The 14,473-nt window shown below is 67.5% G+C and carries 14 protein-coding genes, 2 tRNA genes and 1 pseudogene; 11 read left to right on the forward strand and 6 right to left on the reverse strand.

Annotation, left to right across the window (positions count from 1 at the left end):
* Positions 1-22 precede the first annotated feature (22 nt).
* Positions 23-1,054, reverse strand: coding sequence for an aldo/keto reductase (locus AB0L70_RS17795; protein ID WP_363685194.1), 1,032 nt, complete (start codon positions 1,052-1,054; stop codon positions 23-25).
* 73 nt (positions 1,055-1,127) lie between these two features.
* Here AB0L70_RS17795 and AB0L70_RS17800 point away from each other — a divergent pair, with 73 nt between their 5' ends.
* Positions 1,128-1,628 (forward strand): DUF664 domain-containing protein, encoded by a 501-nt coding sequence (locus AB0L70_RS17800; RefSeq protein WP_363685196.1) that lies wholly within the window; start codon positions 1,128-1,130, stop codon positions 1,626-1,628.
* A 21-nt stretch (positions 1,629-1,649) separates the two neighbouring features.
* On the opposite strand, the gene AB0L70_RS17805 is transcribed toward AB0L70_RS17800, so the two are convergent.
* A complete protein-coding gene (locus AB0L70_RS17805) occupies positions 1,650-2,795 on the reverse strand; it encodes a hypothetical protein (protein WP_363685198.1) in 1,146 nt (381 codons plus the stop codon).
* Complete coding sequence (locus tag AB0L70_RS17810) at positions 2,795-3,664, reverse strand: exodeoxyribonuclease III (protein WP_363685200.1); 870 nt, start codon at positions 3,662-3,664, stop codon at positions 2,795-2,797. The genes AB0L70_RS17805 and AB0L70_RS17810 overlap by 1 nt, the downstream gene beginning before the upstream one ends.
* A gap of 89 nt (positions 3,665-3,753) precedes the next feature.
* Between AB0L70_RS17810 and AB0L70_RS17815 the strand changes: the two genes are divergently transcribed.
* The 7 genes from AB0L70_RS17815 to AB0L70_RS17845 all read left to right on the forward strand — a co-directional run bounded on the left by AB0L70_RS17815 (position 3,754) and on the right by AB0L70_RS17845 (position 7,816).
* The gene (locus AB0L70_RS17815; RefSeq protein ID WP_363685202.1) at positions 3,754-4,068 is read left to right on the forward strand and encodes a metalloregulator ArsR/SmtB family transcription factor; all 315 of its coding nucleotides are present in this window, start codon (positions 3,754-3,756) and stop codon (positions 4,066-4,068) included.
* Complete coding sequence (locus AB0L70_RS17820; RefSeq protein ID WP_363685204.1) at positions 4,065-4,565, forward strand: SRPBCC family protein; 501 nt, start codon at positions 4,065-4,067, stop codon at positions 4,563-4,565. The genes AB0L70_RS17815 and AB0L70_RS17820 overlap by 4 nt, the downstream gene beginning before the upstream one ends.
* Before the next feature lie 94 nt (positions 4,566-4,659).
* Positions 4,660-5,544, forward strand: coding sequence for a sigma-70 family RNA polymerase sigma factor (locus AB0L70_RS17825; protein ID WP_363685206.1), 885 nt, complete (start codon positions 4,660-4,662; stop codon positions 5,542-5,544).
* A 33-nt stretch (positions 5,545-5,577) separates the two neighbouring features.
* Complete coding sequence (locus AB0L70_RS17830) at positions 5,578-6,117, forward strand: hypothetical protein (protein WP_363685209.1); 540 nt, start codon at positions 5,578-5,580, stop codon at positions 6,115-6,117.
* Between the two features lie 105 nt (positions 6,118-6,222).
* A tRNA-Asn gene (locus AB0L70_RS17835) sits at positions 6,223-6,295 on the forward strand.
* Between the two features lie 205 nt (positions 6,296-6,500).
* A complete protein-coding gene (locus AB0L70_RS17840; protein WP_363685210.1) occupies positions 6,501-7,151 on the forward strand; it encodes a hypothetical protein in 651 nt (216 codons plus the stop codon).
* A gap of 107 nt (positions 7,152-7,258) precedes the next feature.
* Positions 7,259-7,816, forward strand: coding sequence for a DUF4232 domain-containing protein (locus AB0L70_RS17845; protein WP_363685212.1), 558 nt, complete (start codon positions 7,259-7,261; stop codon positions 7,814-7,816).
* Between the two features lie 45 nt (positions 7,817-7,861).
* Here AB0L70_RS17845 and AB0L70_RS17850 read toward each other — a convergent pair whose 3' ends face one another.
* Positions 7,862-7,999: a hypothetical protein gene (locus tag AB0L70_RS17850; RefSeq protein WP_363685214.1), complete on the reverse strand. Its 138-nt coding sequence runs from the start codon at positions 7,997-7,999 to the stop codon at positions 7,862-7,864.
* A 143-nt stretch (positions 8,000-8,142) separates the two neighbouring features.
* Here AB0L70_RS17850 and AB0L70_RS17855 point away from each other — a divergent pair.
* A tRNA-Ile gene (locus AB0L70_RS17855) sits at positions 8,143-8,216 on the forward strand.
* Positions 8,217-8,424: 208 nt separating this feature from the next.
* Here AB0L70_RS17855 and AB0L70_RS17860 read toward each other — a convergent pair.
* Positions 8,425-12,138 (reverse strand): discoidin domain-containing protein, encoded by a 3,714-nt coding sequence (locus AB0L70_RS17860; RefSeq protein ID WP_363685384.1) that lies wholly within the window; start codon positions 12,136-12,138, stop codon positions 8,425-8,427.
* A 302-nt stretch (positions 12,139-12,440) separates the two neighbouring features.
* Positions 12,441-12,575: pseudogene (locus AB0L70_RS17865) on the reverse strand (imidazolonepropionase); the annotation flags it as partial.
* A 346-nt stretch (positions 12,576-12,921) separates the two neighbouring features.
* On the opposite strand from AB0L70_RS17865, the gene AB0L70_RS17870 reads away from it, so the two are divergent.
* Together AB0L70_RS17870 and AB0L70_RS17875 are read left to right on the forward strand one after the other, a co-directional pair.
* On the forward strand, positions 12,922-13,377 hold the full coding sequence (locus AB0L70_RS17870) for a GNAT family N-acetyltransferase (protein WP_363685216.1): 456 nt from the start codon (positions 12,922-12,924) through the stop codon (positions 13,375-13,377).
* Between the two features lie 202 nt (positions 13,378-13,579).
* Entirely contained in the window at positions 13,580-14,419 is an 840-nt protein-coding gene (locus AB0L70_RS17875) for a CPBP family intramembrane glutamic endopeptidase (RefSeq protein WP_363685218.1), read from the forward strand.
* Positions 14,420-14,473: the final 54 nt, after the last annotated feature.

A 14,473-nucleotide genomic window follows, 5' to 3' on the forward strand; every position in this document is an offset into this window, starting at 1 on the left:
TGTTGCTTAGGAGCGCAGGTGCTTAGGAGCGGCCGCCGGTGATCGGGCGGCCGCGCTGGGTCTCGCCCGGGATGCCGTACGGGTAGTCGGCCGCGCCCGGGTCACTGGCCTGATCGAGCTTCTCGGTCTCTTCCGCCGTCAGGTGCAGATCTGCGGCCGCGAGGTTGTCGTCGAGCTGCTCGAGCGTGCGCGCACCCAGAATCACCGAGGTCATCGCGGGCCGGTCGACCAGCCACGCGAGCGAGACCTGCGCCATCGAGATCCCGCGCGCCTCCGCGATCTCGCGAACCGCGTCGACGACGTCACGCACCCGCTGGTTCTGGCTGCGGCGATGCCAGGACTCGACGCCGCGATCCGGGTTCTCACCGAGCCGGGTCGCGCCGGTCGGCACCTCGTCGAACGAGTACTTGCCGGTCAGCCAGCCACCGCCGAGCGGTGACCACGGCAGCAGGCCGAGCCCGTTCTCCAGCGCGGCCGGGACGATCTCCCACTCGATCTCCCGCACGAGCAGGTTGTACTGCGGCTGCAGCGTGACCAGCGGCGACCACCCGCGGTGGGCGATCAGGTCGCACGCCTTCTGCAGCTGCCAGCCGGTGAAGTTCGAGAGTCCGCCGTACGAGATCTTCCCGCCGCGTACGGCGTCCTCGAGGAAGCTGAGCGTCTCCTCGAGCGGCGTGACCGGATCCCATGCGTGCAGCTGGTAGAGGTCGATGTGGTCGACGCCGAGCCGGCTCAGCGACGCGTCCAGCGCGCGGCGGAGGTGACGGCGCGACGTGCCGACGTCGTTCGGGCTGTCGCCGGTCGGGAAGCGCCCCTTGGTCGCGAGTACGACGCTGTCGCGCGCCGAGCTCTTCGAGAGCCAGCGGCCGACGATCTCCTCGGACACACCGCCCGAGTACACATCGGCGGTGTCGATGAAGTTGCCGCCGACCTCGACGTACCGATCGAGCTGCGTGTGCGAGCCGGCCTCATCGGTCTCGCTGCCGAACGTCATGGTGCCGATCGCGTAGGTGGAGACGACTGCGCCACTGGCGCCGAGCGTGCGGTATTCCACAGTTTCTCCTCATTTGTCCGGACCTGCCTGGACCACCTTAGATCTGTCGGAAGCGGGGGCTAACGTGGCGTCCATGAACACGAGTGAACTGCTGATCGACGCACACAGCCGGATCCAGGAAGTCGTGCACGACGTCGTCGAGGGCGTCGACGAGAAGACGCTGGCCACCCGTCCGGGCGACAAGGCCAACTCGATCGCGTGGCTGGTCTGGCACCTCACCCGGGTCCAGGACGACCACCTCGCCGACGCCGGCGGCTACGAGCAGGTCCACACCGCGGACGGCTGGCACGAGCGGCTCGGTCTGCCTCTCGACGCGGCCGATACCGGATATGCGCACAGCTCGGAGCAGGTCGCGTCGGTCAAGCTGTCAGCCGAGCAGCTGCTCGGGTACTACGACGCCGTGCATGCTCGGACGGTCGAGTTCCTCGAGACGGTCACCGATGAGGGTCTGGACCGGATCGTCGACCGGCGGTGGAACCCGCCGGTGACGCTCGGCGTGCGGCTGATCAGCGTGATCGACGACTGCGCCCAGCACTCCGGACAGGCGGCGTACGTGAAGGGCCTGCTCAGCTGAGGGTCTGCTCTGAGGGTCTGCTCAGCTGAGGGTCGTCTGCCAGAGAGCGGTGCCGGCGATCAGGTAGAGCTTGTGGTCCGGCATCATCACGGCGGACGTCACCGGGCCCTGCGGACCCCCTGTGGACTCATGGACCGTCCATTGTCCGTCGTGCCCGGTGATCACTTTCACCTTGTTGTCTTGGGCAACGATCTGGGTGATCTTGTCGCCGTCGACGATCGGCGCCGGCAACTTGTCCTTGTCGCCGACCGGGATCGACGGCACACCGGTCAGCCGCTTCGCCGTGCCCGCCGCGTCGAGCGTCCACATCGCCAACTGCCCGTCGACGTAGCCCGAGATGACGCAATCCTTGGCACAGGTCGCGGTCGAGGCCTGACTGCGGTTGCCCGGGTCGGGCAAAGCCAGCCGGCTCCAGCCCTGGTTGAGTTTGGTGGATCGCCAGACCGCGGCCTCCTGGGCGACCACGTTGGGCGCCAACCGCACCTGTGAACCCATCAGCAGGATGCTCTCGCCGAGCGTCGTTCCGAAGCTGGGTCCGACCAGGAGGGACGGTGTGCTCTGCAGGGCCGTCTTCGTCGGGTCCTGCCGGGTCCACTTGCCGTCGCTCTGCGGCAGCCAGACCATGGCGTCGTTGCCTGTCGCCACACCGCCCCATGAGCCGAGCAGCGCCTGGCCGGACGGGGTGATGACGGCGCTGTAGAGGTCGCCCGCGGTCTGGCCGCCGAACGTGAAGAAGTCTTGCGGGCGCTCGATGAGTCCGGTCTGCGGTGAGCCGGTCCATACGGTCCAGCGGGTGTTGGAGTGCGCACCGCCCGACGCTCCGCCGAGGGCTAGCAGCTTGTTGCCGTCGTACGCGATCGAGTACCAGATCGCTTCGAAGGCGTACGGGCTCGCGGGGTTGGGTTTGATCGCGATCGGCGTGCGCTTCTCACCGTTGAGCAGGATGAGCTCGGGCACGACCTTGGCGCCGCGATGACGCAGGCCGATGAGCAGCTGATTCTCGTGAGCGGTGAGGGTGACGGGTTCCGCCGTACCGACGTCGACCTTCGTCCACGCGACCGGCGGCGGTGGCGGCGTACTGGTCTTGTCGTTGCTGCTGCAGGCTGCGAGGGTCGCGATCACTGCCACGAGGGCGGTGGCGGCGGCGAGGGCGGCTGGGCGGCGCATCAGCGGTTCTGGGGCAGCTTGGTAGTGGTCTTACGCCCGGCCCGCGGCGCGGACGGCGGTGGTACGACGGGACCGATATCGCCGTCCGGCGCTACGTCGAGATCGATGATCACCGGCGCGTGGTCACTCGGCCCGGTCCCCTTGCGGGCCTTGCGATCGATCCACGCCGCCTTGACCCGCTCGGCCACCGAATCGGTCGCGAGCATCAGGTCGATCCGCATCCCGAGGTCCTGGTGGAACATGCCGGCGCGATAGTCCCAGTAGCTGAACACGCGCTGATCCGGCCACCGATCCCGGACGACATCGTGCAGGTCCTTGGCCGCCATCAGGTCGGCCAGCGCCTGCCGCTCGGGCGGGGTCACATGCGTCTGACCGACGTACGCCGCTGGGTCGAAGACGTCGGCGTCCGTGGGGGCGATGTTCATGTCGCCACAGACGATCTGATCTGCCGGTCCTTCGGCGACGACCTCTGCTAAGGCTGCGAGCCAGGCGAGCTTGTAGTGGTAGTGATCGGAGTCGGGGACGCGACCGTTCGGCACGTAGAGCGAGTGGATGCGGATGCCTCCACAGGTCGCCGCGACCGCACGGGCCTCCGGGTTCGGGAAGCCGGGTGCACCGGCGACGCCGGTGACCACCTCCTCCAGACCGACCTTGGAGAGCAGGGCTACGCCGTTCCATTGGACTTCGCCGTACAGACCGATCTCGTAGCCGCGGCCGACGAGCTCGTCGCCGAGCAGCGCGGTGAACGCGTCGTCCGCCAGCTTCGTCTCCTGCAGGCACACCACATCGGGCTGCCGCTCATCCAGCCAACCCAACAACCGGGGCATCCGCTGCTTCACCGAGTTCACATTCCACGTCGCCACTCGCACCGGACCAAGGTAGACCCAGCCATGGACCATTTCACCTGTGTTGATATATGACTTGAAGTGTATATACGCCTTCTGTAATACTTCCGGTCATGGACGTGTTCGAGGCGATCGCGGAACCGAGTCGACGAGAAGTGCTGGATCTCCTCGCAGAGCGGGAGCGTCCGGCCGGTGAACTGGTCGCGCATCTGCACCGATTGACCCAGCCGGCCGTGTCGCGGCATCTACGGATCCTGCGTGAGGTCGGGCTGGTCGAGGTCCGCCCGGACGGCCAGCGAAGGATCTACGCGCTGCGGGCCGATCGGCTGATGGAGATCGAGAACTGGATCAGCCGGTACCGCAAGTACTGGCCGCGGCACCTCGACGCACTCGAGCAACACCTTGACCAGAAAGGACCGCGTGAATGAACGACCGCTATGGCGAACTCACCATCGACGGCGACCGCGCCACCATGACGTTCCGGCGTCACCTCCCGCATCCGATCGAGGCAGTCTGGGCGGCACTGACCGATCCACTCGAACGGAAGGGGTGGTTCGGCGAGACCGTCATCGACGGGCGTCCGGGTGGCAGCATCGAGATGATGCCGGACGAGCCACCGGCGGCGCCTGATGCGAAACGGCTGACCGGTCGGATCCTGGTCTGGGATCCGCCGCATGTCCTGGAGCACGAGTGGCGGCAGCGGATCGTCGAGGACAGCATCGTTCGGTACGAGCTCAGTCGTGACGGCGAGGGGACGCTGCTCACCTTCACGCATACCGGGCTTTCGGCGACCAACGCTCGCGGGTTCATGCCCGGTACGCACGCCTTCTTCGATCGGCTCGACGCTCACCTCACCGGTTCCTCGTTGCCCAACTGGTCGGATCGGTACGCCGAGATTGCTCCGTCGTATCCCGCCTGGGACTGATTGCTCCGTCAGCGAGTTGTCCACAGGCTTGGAATTGGTCGGGTTCGCGGGGGTCTGAAGACGGCACTCTCTTTGTCAGGAGAGAGGGGAACGGATGGCCGAACTGGACTGTGATCCCGCGGATGTGACCGCGCTGGTGGCGTACCTGCGCGATATCGGGCAGCACGAACTACTGACCTGGGAGGAGGTGAACGAGCACTCGTACTGGATCGAGGCAGGCCTGCTGGCGGCGGCCGAGCTGAGCGTGGATCCGGGACGGCATGATCCGGCCGATCTGCGGCAGGTGGTGGCGATCGGCCGGAGTTCGTGGCGGCGGATGATCGAGGGGAACCTGCGGTTGGTCGTGTCGCTGGCCCGGCGGTACACCGGCAAGGGCATTTCGCTGCTGGACTTGATCCAGGAGGGCAACATCGGGCTGATGCGAGCGGTCGAGCGGTTCGATCATCGGCTCGGTCACCGGTTCTCGACGTACGCGATCTGGTGGATCCGGCAGTCGATCGGGCGGGCGATCTCGGACCGGTCGCGGTTGGTGCGGATGCCGGCCCAGGCGTACACGGACGCCGGCCGGGTCGCGTCGTTGCGCCACGACCTGACGCAGTCACTCGGGCGGGAGCCGACCACGGCGGACCTGGTCGACGCCACCGGTCTCACGCTGGCCCGCGTCGAGCGTGCTCAGGCCTGGCGGATCGTTCCGGAGACGCTCGACCTCGACAACGCGGAGCCGGTCATCGACGACGAATCAATCGTTCTTCGTGCTGCCCTTCGCCGCGACATCGCCCACCAGTTGCAGTTCCTCGACGACCTCCACCAGGTCGTCCTCCACCACCGCTACGGCCTCGAAGGCCACACTCCGAGCACCCCCGAGGAGACCGCGACCGCCCTCCACCTCTCCCCCGACCAGGTCCGCACCCTCGAGCGAGAAGCCCTCCGCACCCTCCGCCGCCGAGCCCACCACCACCTCCGCGACTACGCCGCCTGACCACAGATTTGGAGCGACTGGAATGATGACAATGTGAGACTTCGGCGTACGTCCTGGCCTCGTGAGCTGGCGGACGCGGTGAACGTTGCCGCCCGCCACAGCCTTGGCGGGAAGGAAGACATCCTCGCGGCAGCCCAGCTGGCCGACGGGAACTGGGTAGCCGGCGCGCGAGCGGCCGTCTACCTGCCCACGGACGCGCCGGACGCGGTCCGCCGGGTCGGCTGGGAGAAGATCGAGCGGGCCGGATGGGACTCCGAAGGGTCCGTCCTGACCATCTTCGAGACCAGCGACTTCGGTACGCCGATGCGCACGACGGAGCTCAAGCTCGACGACCCCGGCCGGTTCGGCCAGCTGCTGCGGGAACGCGTCGACGCGAGCATCGTCGTACAGCGCCACGTCCCGCTCGCGGGCAAGCGTGGCGTCCGGATCGTCGCCCGGCGGAATCCGGCCGGCACGGACGACCCGGTGACGTGGAACTTCGTTCTGGACAAGGGATTGGAGCCCGGGCAGCCCGGCGTACTGGATGCGGCCGAAGCGGCCCTGAAACAGGTCCGCGACGAGTTCGGAATCTGACGCAGAAGCAGGATCCGGGCACCCGAATCCCGTTTTTGTAGTTCGCCTCCAGCCTGCTAACCTACTCAGGTCCTCGGGGGTTCCCAGGGACAGGGAAAGCACCGATCCCGCGTAGCTCAATTGGCAGAGCAGCCGGCTGTTAACCGGCAGGTTACTGGTTCGAGTCCAGTCGCGGGAGCAACACAGCTACGCAGAAGCCGGCTCCGATGGGGTCGGCTTTTCTCATGTCCATGAGAGGTCGATCTCATGTTCATGAGTGGCCGACTCCCGTCACTGAGCGTCAGGATATGCCAACGATTTCGCTATTGGCCTATACCAGGTGGTTCCGTTAGCGTGCTCCGCAGATCTCGAGGGGGGCCTCGGGGATGAGGGGAAGGAACCCTGTGAACGTCAGCAAGATTCTCAACACCAAAGCCGGGCGGCTCGCCATCGCCGGCGTCGTCGCCGTAGGTGCCGTCGTAGGCATCTCGGTCGCGGCAAACGGCGCCGTAAAGCCCGACTGTAAGACCCTGTCGTACCCGCTCTGCCCGCGGTCAGTAGCCGCATCCCAGGTAGTAGACAACAGCCTGCCCAAGACGAAGATCGTGCCCGCCGACCGCGACGCATTCCTCAAGGACACGGACGTCAAGGGCGACGCCCAGGTGAACAAGTCCTTCGCGGCCACCAAGATCACCAACATCGGCGGGTCGTTCTCGACACGTCACACCGTCGTCGGTTCGTTCACGCTGCCGAAGGGCACGTGGCTGGTCAACCTGTCCGGCAAGTTCAACCGCACGACCGCGTCGGCCTCCGGTGACCCGGCGGTGCAGCCGATGCTGCAACTGCTGGCAGGTACGACCGAGCTCGGAACGATCATGGGCAACGACATCAGCCCCGGGCTGGACGCTGACCTGACTGGCACGTCGCTTCGCCTGATCACCGTCGACGCTGACACGGTGGTCGAGGTCGAGGCCTTCGGCTACAACTCCGCGCGCGGTTCGCAGGGATCTGGCGAGATCACCGCGGCGGCGACTGTGGTTGCAGTCCGCGCCTGACACACCTCGAGGCCCCGACCGCGTCCAGCGGTCGGGGCCTTCTCACGTAGCAGGCTCGCCGTGAGCCGTCACCTGGATAGGTTTTGGGTATGCACAGGTGCGGCTGGGTGGGACTGATCGCCGTACTGCTCGTCCTGAGTGGATGCGGCACCGAGACCGCCGTCGGCGGCATCCCCGAGCGCACCCCAACACCCACCCGCCACGCGACGCCAACCCCCAAGCCGACGCCAACGCCACCTCGACCGACCTGCCCACCCTCAGGCGCCTCCGTCTCGGTCGGCATCGTGGAGGCTGCCCTCGGCCACCGAGCAGTCGTCATCAAGCTGACCAACTGCCGCTCCAAGGTCCTGACCGTCAACGGCTACCCGGACGTAACCGTCCTAGACGCCAAACGCAAGCGCATGAAGGTGACCGTCACCCACGGCCTCTCGTACATGGCAATCGACCCCGGCCCCACCGAGATCCGCCTCAGCAAAGGCGAATCCGCCATGGCCGCAGTCTCATGGTCCAACACCGTGGAGATGGGCGAGGACAAAGCCGAAGGCACCTACCTGTCGATTGCCGCCCGCGCGCACGACAAGCCCGTCGTCTGGCCCGTCGACACCGACATCGGTACGACGGCCAAGCTCACTCTCACCGCCTGGTGCCTCAAGTTCCCAACCTGACGACACCAGGCAGCGTGACGGCCTTGGTCAGCGCGACCGGGCGACCTACTTGCCCTTCTTCCGGTCGATGGCGCGCTGGATGCGCTGCTGCGGTTGCCCGGTCAGCTTGGCAATCAGGGGCACGCGGTACTTGTACGCCGCGACCGCACCCACTAGGAGCACGAGAAAGATGAACCAGCCCATCGGCCTTCCCTTCCATGGAACGGCCCTCGGTGGGACCTGCCTCCATCATGCCCGCTCGAGCCCAACCACCCCTCAGTCAAACCCCTGACTCCCCCCTGGTTTCACCAACCACCCCCACCCACCCGATACCATCACCCCGACACGGGGCGGTAGCTCAGCCGGTTAGAGCAGGGGACTCATAATCCCTTGGCCGTGGGTTCGAGTCCCACCCGCCCCACAACCCAGAAGCTCAAGACCCGGTTCCTCGACCAGGTCGGCGAAGGGCGTAAGCCAAAGGCCCGCGTCAACGTCGGCCAGCCCGGCCCGCCGCGCACGGAGGATTCGTCTCGGCTCGCTCATCGGCTTTCCTCGCACGGTTGGTCGGGCGTGGAGCCCGGATGTGTGCTTCGGCGATGGGACGAACCGAGACGGATCCTGGTGGTGCGTTAGTTGGGTTGGGTGCCTGTCACCGTGACCTCGGCCAGGCTGATTACACCGGCGCTGGTGGCCGGTGACTGCACCTTGACGTAGCGGGCCACGGTGTTGGTCGACAGACTGGTGACCGCCCCCGGCGTCGCCCCGAGGTTCAGCTTGGTCACCGTGGAGTCGGCCATCAGTTGGGCGTAGGTCCGGCCCGACATGCTGGCGGTGGACAGGAACACCACCGCGTTGTTCAGCTTGTCGGCCGAGGCGTCGGTCCGGTTGTGCACCGTGACGTTGCTGACCTTGGAATTGGTCAGCAGGTCGACCTGCCACCACGGCTGCGAGCTGGACGCCGTCCGGCTCACCGAGCCGGCGGCGAAGACGCCGTTGGTGTTCCCGTCCACGGCCCGGGCGGCGGCGCCGACGTCGGTCGACGACTGCGTGGCCGGCCGGTTGGTGGACAGGTTCACGGCGCCGGTGGTGCCGCCGACCTGCAGCTCGGCCAGGTTCATGGTGGTGATGATGCTCGACAGCTGCACCCGCACGTACCGGCCGGTGGCGTTGCCCGCGTTCAGGGTCAGGCTGTTGGTGGTGGACGAGAACGCCGAGAACGACATCTCCTTCACCGCGTTGTCGGCCTGCAGCGAGGACATCGACCGGCCGGTCATGTCGGTCGAGGAGATGAACACCGAACCGCTGCCCATCCGGTTCGAGTCGGTCCGGCTCCACACCGTGACCGTGGAGACGGCCGCCGCGGAACCGAGGTCGACCTGCCACCACGGCTGGGTGGAGAGGTTGGTCTGGGTCACCGAGCCGCCCGAGAACACGCCATTGGTGTTGCCGTCCACCGCTCGGCCCGCCACCGCGCTACCGCTGGTGCTCGACTGGGTGGCGGTCTTGCCCCGGGCCAGGTTCGGACCGGTGACGGTCACCGTGGTGGTCGACACCGCGCTGTCCACCTTGCCGTCCCGCACGACCAGGCTGAAGGTCAGCGTGGCCGCTGTGGCCGGGGTGGTGAAGGTCGGCTTCTGCACGGTCCGGCTGGACAGCGTCACCGCCGGCCCACCGGTCTGGGTCCACGTGTAGGTGAGCGGGTCGTTGTCGGCGTCGCGGCTGCCGGAGCCGTCCAGCGTCGCCGTGGTACTCGAGCTGACCGACTGCGCGATACCGGCGTTCGCCACCGGCACCGTGTTGTTGGTGGTGACCGTGGTGGTCGCCGCCGCGCTGTTGGCCTTGCCGTCCCGCACGACCAGGCTGAACGTCAGCGTGGTCTTGGTGGACGGGGCGGTGAACGTCGGCTTCTGCACCGTCCGGCTGGACAGCGTCACCGCCGGCCCACCGGTCTGGGTCCACGTGTAGGTGAGCGGGTCGTTGTCGGCGTCGCGGCTGCCGGAGCCGTCCAGCGTCACCGTCGTACCCGTGTTGACCGACTGCGCGATACCGGCGTTCGCCACCGGCACCGTGTTGACCACCGCGGTGGTTGTCACCGTGGTGGTCGCCGCCGCGCTGTTGGCCTTGCCGTCCCGCACCACCAGGCTGAAGGTCAGCGTGGACGCCGAGGACGGCGCGGTGAAGGTCGGCTTCGCCGCCGTCGTACTGGACAGCGTCACTGCCGGTCCACCGGTCTGGGTCCACGCGTAGGTGAGGTCGTCGCCGTCGGCGTCGGTGCCGGACCCGTTCAGGGTCACGGTCGAACCAGCCACGACCGTCTGCGGCGTACCGGCGTTCGCCACCGGGACGCGGTTGTTCGACTCCGAGAGCGGCCGCGGGGTGCAGTTGCTCATCGAGACCGTGAACGGCTCGACGTCGTTGTCCGTCTCGATCATGGCGCCGTTCTCGGAGCCGCTGAGCGAGATGGTGTACGACTGGCCGGCGTTCACGCGGGTCTCCCGCCACTCGTCCGTACCGCGCTCCCACTCGACGATCAGGACCCGGCCGGTGACCACGCGGACGGTGCACCCGTCGGCCCAGGCACCCATGTACGGGTAGAGCGGAACGCCCGAATCCGAGTAGACGGTACGCGCGTTGTCGCCGGCGCGGCCGTTGCCCTGGTAGGCCGTGCCGACCGGCCAGGTGATCACGCCGCCGTACCAGTCACCGGGGTTCTCGCCGGTGCCGGCGTAGCGCCAGCGGGCGTTGACCCAGGAGACCGGGTCGCAGGTGGTGGGGTCGGTACAAGCGGGCGGCGTCGGCGGGACCGGCGGGCCGGGCACGAAGGCGTACTCGAACGGCGAACCGCTCTGCACGCTGACGATGCTGCTACCACTCAGCGTCGTCGGCACGGTGTAGCTCTGGCCGGCCGACAGGTTGGCCAGCGACGCGTGCGAGTCCCCGACCGGGCCGGAGAACACGGTGGCGCTGCCCGAGGTGACAGTGATCTTCCAGTTCGCCACCTGCGGGGCCGTCGCGTAGACGTCGTGCGAGGCGGTGTAGCCGTAGCGGGCGCGGCTGGGGTCGGTCTCGGCCGGCCAGACCGCGGCGTACCCGCTGTCCGACGGACCCCACGGGCACGGGCTGCTGGTGCAGGTCCAGGTCACCAGGGCCGCCTCGCCGTCGCCGGCCGGCGGGGGCGTGACCGGCGCTCCCGGGGTGAGCGTGTACTCGAACGCGGAGCCACCCTGCACGCTGACGATGCTGCTGCCGCTCAGGGTGGTCGACACGGTGTAGCTCTCGCCGGCCGACAGCGCGGCCAGTGACGAGTGCGAGTCCCCGACTGGGCCGGCGTACACGGAGGCGCTGCCAGAGGTGACGGTGATCTTCCAGCCGGCAACCTTCGCCGCCGGCGCGTACACGTCGTGGGAGACGGTGTAGCCGTAGCGAGCCCGGGTGGGCTCAGCCGTCGCGGGCCAGACCGCCGAGTTGCTGGTGTAGCTCGCACCCGACGGGCAGGGCGTGCCAGTGCAGTTCCAGGTGGCCAGCACCGAACCGTAGCCGGACGCCGGCGGCGTGGTCGGCTCGCCCGGAGTGAAGGTGACCCGGAACGCGCCATCGTTCTGCACGCTCACGATGCTGCTGCCGCTCAGGGTGCTCGACACGGTGTAGCTCTCGCCGGCCGACAGCGCGGCCAGCGACGAGTGCGAGTCGTCGGCCGGGCCCGCGTAAACCGTGGCGCTGCCGGAGACGACGGTGATCTTCCAGCCGGCCACCTTGGACGCCTGAGCGTAGACGTCGGCGGAGACCGTGTAGCCGTAGCGGGCGCGGACCGGCTGAGCCGCGGCCGGCCAGACGCCCGCGTTGCTGGTGTAGCTCTGGCCCGACGGGCACGGGCTGCCGGTGCAGTTCCAGGTGGCCAGCACCGAACTGTCACCGGAGGCCGGCGGCGGTTCGGTCGGGGCGCCGGGGGTGATCGTGTACTCGAACGACCCACCGTCCTGCACGCTCACGATGCTGCTGCTACTCAGCGTGCTGGGCACGGTGTAGCTGTCGCCGGTCTGCAAACTGGCCAACGACGAGTGCGAGTCGTCGGCCGGGCCTGCGTAGACCGTGGCGCTGCCGGACGTGACGGTGATTTTCCAGCCCGCCACCTTGGGCGCCGGCGCGTACACGTCGTGCGAGACGGTATAGCCGTAGCGGGCCCGGACCGGTTCGGCCGCGGCCGGCCAGACCGCCGCATTGCTGCTATCCGACGGGCCCCATGGGCACGGACTGCTGGTGCAGGTCCACGTCGCCACAACGGAGGACGCAGGATCACCCTCGGCTGCCACCGCCGGCGAGGCGGTGAGGCCTAGCACGATCATCACGACCGTAGTGGTAATTACGAAAAATGCGGTCGCAAAGCGTTTGAACATGCCGGCCCCCCGGATAGTGACTCTCCCCTTGCGGCAAACCGTAGCGTAAGTCGCTCTCTGTCAACCGAAAAAGACGCGAAAACATGCGTCCACGAGCCATTTGTTATGGACTTCATCACCCTGCGGCAAAACTCCATTACTCATCGATGAGAAGCATTAGTCATTGATGAGAAATGGGGAGCTCGCGGAGACTGAAGGGCTCGCGGCGAGCACAGAGAGTAGCGGTCATCTGAGGGGCGGCGGGCGAGCGGGGTGAAGAACTCGACCGCGGGCAGCAGACCGGCCACGACCCCGGATGAGACGAGGGCGTCGGTGAGGTGGGTGCAGTGGTCGGCGGCCGCGGCACCGAGCTCGCAGGCCAACTGGACACTCGGGCCGTGCCGAGCTGGTTGGCACGGACGCGAAGACGATCGCCGATCCGACTCCGAACAAGGCGTGCCGTTGGTATACATAGAGCAGGCACGGCCGTCATGTGATGCAAACTCGCTCGAGCGACACCGCTCGACGTGCGCGAGTTACCGCCATACATCCCGCGCGTGACACGAAATCGTGTCAAACAGAGTGGAATCAGTCAGTGCTTCAGGCAATCGCCAGGGCTCGCCACCGTCCGCAAAATCGTTGCCTTACGCAACCCACTGCGTTGGATGCCTCGTCTGCAGGGTGCTGTCTGCTCCTCGCAGAACGCCGCGTCGGCGGGCGCGAGCTGCTCCTCCGTTGTGCCAGCATGCCTTGGTGGTCAGTGACAGGGGATCGTTGCGTACGGCGAATGTCGATGACATCGACGCGCTGGTCAGGCTCTGGGAGTTGCTGTTCGACGAGGGCGACGAGGCGTGGAAGGGTCATGCGCGCGAGTGGTTCGCGCGGTACGTCGACAATGCGGACACCGCCTGGTTTCCGGTGATCGACGTCGACGGACGTTTGGTTGCCGCTGCGATCGGGACCTTGGAGCTCACCGTTCCGACACCGCACTGTCTGCGTGGGCGTGCCGTCCGGCTGTCCAACGTCATCACGCTTCCGGAGTACCGCGGCCGCGGGTACGGCACGCAAGTCGTCCAGGACGTCGAGCGCTGGGCTCGATCCATCGGCGCCGATCGCGTCGACCTGAGTGCCACGCCGGACGGCCGTCGCCTGTACGAGCAGGTCGGCTTCACCTTGACGTCTGCTCCGCGGATGAAGTTGATGCTCTGACGAGTTCGGCGGCCGGGTGACCGGATCCGTCCGGTGGTTGTCGGAAGTGGTCAGGGCGACTGCTCCCGCGGAGCTGAAAGCATCACAGAGATCGCTCCGGAGCCGCTCGACGTGCTCCAGATCGCCGGCCCTCTGAGGCACGTCCTCGACGTCGGGGCGGTCGCGCTCCCGAACCGACCACGAAGAACTCAAGGAGACTCCGATGAGCGCCGAGCACGTGGCGTCGCAGACTGCCCGGGATCCGCTGGACCCTCGAGCGATCCGCCATGACCTGATCCACTTCGGCGTCGTCACGCTCGCCCTGTCGTGGATACCGTGGATCGTGCTCGCGGCGGTGCATGCCGACATCGACAGCGGGCCTGGTGCGTTGGTGTTCGCGGCCGCGGCAGCCGGTCCTTCGCTCGCCGCTCTCGGGATGAGGGGCCACGGTCGGCGGTGTCCAGAGGAGTTCAAGGCTCGCTGGAACGTGCGCTGGCCGGTAGCGGCACTGCTGTTCGCCGGAGCACCGGCGCTGATAGTCGCCGTACTGGCGCACCTCGGCGATCTGAACGTCATCCCGGAGCACGCGAGTTCGACCATCGCGAGTGCAGGCGGGCCGCTGGGGGCGCTGGCGTACACCTTGATCTCGGGGCCGCTGTCGGAGGAGTTCGGGTGGCGTGGATTCGTGCAGCCACGGTTGCGCCGTACCTTGCGTGTGCTGCCTACCACGCTCGTCATCGGGTCGGCGTGGGTCGTGTGGCACGTTCCGCTGTTCTTCGTGCCCGGCACCGGCCAGCACGACGACGGCATCGGCAGCCTCAGCGGAGTGCTGTTCTTCGTCGGACTGTTCCCGCTCAGCTACACGATGCTGTTCGTCTCCGAAAGACTCCGTGGTGGCGTGTGGGCGGCGATCCTCGCGCACGCGTCGTACAACTTGTCCGAGGCGCTCGTGCCCGATCCGAACACGGTCGCGACGGCGGCGAAGACCGCCGTCACCTTCCTGGTCGCGGCCCTCTGCTGGATCCTCTCCAACGGACCCGAAAGATCACCGAAGCGGACCTGATCCCGAACGAGCTGCTGGGGTGCTCAGGGCTCGAGGGCGCCGAGGGGTTGGCGT

The sequence above is a fragment of the Kribbella sp. NPDC051952 genome (genome assembly GCF_040680855.1).
Lineage (GTDB): Bacteria > Actinomycetota > Actinomycetes > Propionibacteriales > Kribbellaceae > Kribbella.